This is a genomic window from Nocardia seriolae NBRC 15557 (genome assembly GCF_007990715.1).
Lineage (GTDB): Bacteria > Actinomycetota > Actinomycetes > Mycobacteriales > Mycobacteriaceae > Nocardia > Nocardia seriolae.
Map to the genome: position 1 here is coordinate 1 of NZ_BJWY01000237.1, position 2881 is coordinate 2881.

2 rRNA genes are annotated in these 2881 nt (G+C 56.6%); both read left to right on the forward strand.

The window, feature by feature from the left end:
* Positions 1-2650: ribosomal RNA gene (locus NS2_RS35330) — 23S ribosomal RNA — on the forward strand; the annotation flags it as partial.
* A gap of 103 nt (positions 2651-2753) precedes the next feature.
* Positions 2754-2870 (forward strand): 5S ribosomal RNA (rrf, locus tag NS2_RS35335).
* The last annotated feature ends 11 nt before the right edge of the window (positions 2871-2881 follow it).

Sequence of the window (2881 nt, forward strand, 5' to 3'; positions counted from 1 at the left end):
CCCGAGTAGCAGCGGGCCCGTGAAATCTGCTGTGAATCTGTCGGGACCACCCGATAAGCCTGAATACTACCTGGTGACCGATAGCGGACTAGTACCGTGAGGGAAAGGTGAAAAGTACCCCGGGAGGGGAGTGAAATAGTACCTGAAACCGTGCGCTTACAATCCGTCAGAGCTGTAATAGGTGATGGCGTGCCTTTTGAAGAATGAGCCTGCGAGTCATCGGTGTGTGGCGAGGTTAACCCGTGTGGGGGAGCCGTAGCGAAAGCGAGTCCGAATAGGGCGCCGCAGTCGCACACTATGGACCCGAAGCGGAGTGATCTACCCATGGCCAGGGTGAAGCGACGGTAAGACGTCGTGGAGGCCCGAACCCACTTAGGTTGAAAACTGAGGGGATGAGCTGTGGGTAGGGGTGAAAGGCCAATCAAACTCCGTGATAGCTGGTTCTCCCCGAAATGCATTTAGGTGCAGCGTCGCGTGTTTCTCACCGGAGGTAGAGCTACTGGATGGCCTAGGGGGCCCACAAGCTTACCGAAGTCAGCCAAACTCCGAATGCCGGTGAGTGAGAGCGCGGCAGTGAGACTGTGGGGGATAAGCTTCATAGTCGAGAGGGAAACAGCCCAGATCGCCGGCTAAGGCCCCTAAGCGTGTACTAAGTGGAAAAGGATGTGGAGTCGCGAAGACAACCAGGAGGTTGGCTTAGAAGCAGCCACCCTTGAAAGAGTGCGTAATAGCTCACTGGTCAAGTGATTCTGCGCCGACAATGTAGCGGGGCTCAAGTACACCGCCGAAGCCGCGGCATTCGCACATTATCCCGCCTTCGGGCCAGGAGTGCGGATGGGTAGGGGAGCGTCGTATGGCCAGGGAAGCGGCGGAGTGATCCAGCCGTGGAGGCCATGCGAGTGAGAATGCAGGCATGAGTAGCGAAAGACGAGTGAGAAACTCGTCCGCCGAATGACCAAGGGTTCCTGGGCCAGGTTAATCCGCCCAGGGTGAGTCGGGACCTAAGGCGAGGCCGACAGGCGTAGTCGATGGACAACGGGTTGATATTCCCGTACCCGTGTATCCGCGCCAAATATCGAATCAGTTGTGCTAAGTGCCCAAAAGCGGATGGACCTCCTTCGGGAGGACGGAAGTGGCTGCGCACGACCCTGGCTGTAGTAGGTAAGCGATGGGGTGACGCAGGAAGGTAGCTGGGCCAGGTGATGGAATACCTGGTGTAAGCCTGTAGGGCGTTGTGTAGGCAAATCCGCACAGCATATGGCCTGAGAGGTGATGCGTAGCCGATTGAGGCGAATTCAGTGATCCTATGCTGCCGAGAAAAGCCTCTAGTGAGTTGGTACACGGCCCGTACCCCAAACCGACACAGGTGGTCAGGTAGAGAATACTAAGGCGATCGAGATAACTGTGGTTAAGGAACTCGGCAAAATACCTCCGTAACTTCGGGAGAAGGAGGGCCCGGTCTGGTGAACGCCCTTGCGGTGGGAGCTGGGTTGGGTCGCAGAGACCAGTGAGAAGCGACTGTTTACTAAAAACACAGGTCCGTGCGAAGTCGTAAGACGATGTATACGGACTGACGCCTGCCCGGTGCCGGAAGGTTAAGAGGACCGGTTAGCGCCCTTGGGTGCGAAGCTGAGAATTTAAGCCCCGGTAAACGGCGGTGGTAACTATAACCATCCTAAGGTAGCGAAATTCCTTGTCGGGTAAGTTCCGACCTGCACGAATGGCGTAACGACTTCTCAGCTGTCTCAACCACAGACTCGGCGAAATTGCAGTACGAGTAAAGATGCTCGTTACGCGCGGCAGGACGAAAAGACCCCGGGACCTTCACTATAGCTTGGTATTGGTGTTCGGTACGGTTTGTGTAGGATAGGTGGGAGACTGTGAAGCGGGTACGCCAGTATTCGTGGAGTCGTCGTTGAAATACCACTCTGATCGTATTGGACCTCTAACCTCGGACCCTGATCGGGTTCAGGGACAGTGCCTGGTGGGTAGTTTAACTGGGGCGGTTGCCTCCCAAAATGTAACGGAGGCGCCCAAAGGTTCCCTCAGCCTGGTTGGCAATCAGGTGTCGAGTGCAAGTGCACAAGGGAGCTTGACTGTGAGACCGACAGGTCGAGCAGGGACGAAAGTCGGGACTAGTGATCCGGCACCGGCAAGTGGAAGCGGTGTCGCTCAACGGATAAAAGGTACCCCGGGGATAACAGGCTGATCTTCCCCAAGAGTCCATATCGACGGGATGGTTTGGCACCTCGATGTCGGCTCGTCGCATCCTGGGGCTGGAGTAGGTCCCAAGGGTTGGGCTGTTCGCCCATTAAAGCGGCACGCGAGCTGGGTTTAGAACGTCGTGAGACAGTTCGGTCTCTATCCGCCGCGCGCGTTAGAAACTTGAGGAAGGCTGTCCCTAGTACGAGAGGACCGGGACGGACGAACCTCTGGTGTGCCAGTTGTTCCGCCAGGAGCACGGCTGGTTGGCCACGTTCGGAAGGGATAACCGCTGAAAGCATCTAAGCGGGAAGCCTGTTCCAAGATGAGGTTTCTCACCCCCTCGAGGGGGTAAGGCCCCCAACAGACCATTGGGTTGATAGGCCAGAACTGGAAGTCTGGTAACAGATGTAGGTGACTGGTACTAATAGGCCGAGGACTTACCAACAAAGAAGCTACGCGTCCACTGTGCAGTATCTGAAACAACACACAGATACAGGAAGACGAACCCTCGCAAGGGGTTCGGCTCTCTGTGGATAGTTTCATAGAGTTACGGCGGCTATAGCGGTGGGGAAACGCCCGGTCCCATTCCGAACCCGGAAGCTAAGGCCACCTGCGCCGATGGTACTGCACTCGACAGGGTGTGGGAGAGTAGGACACCGCCGGAACATCCTTCGCG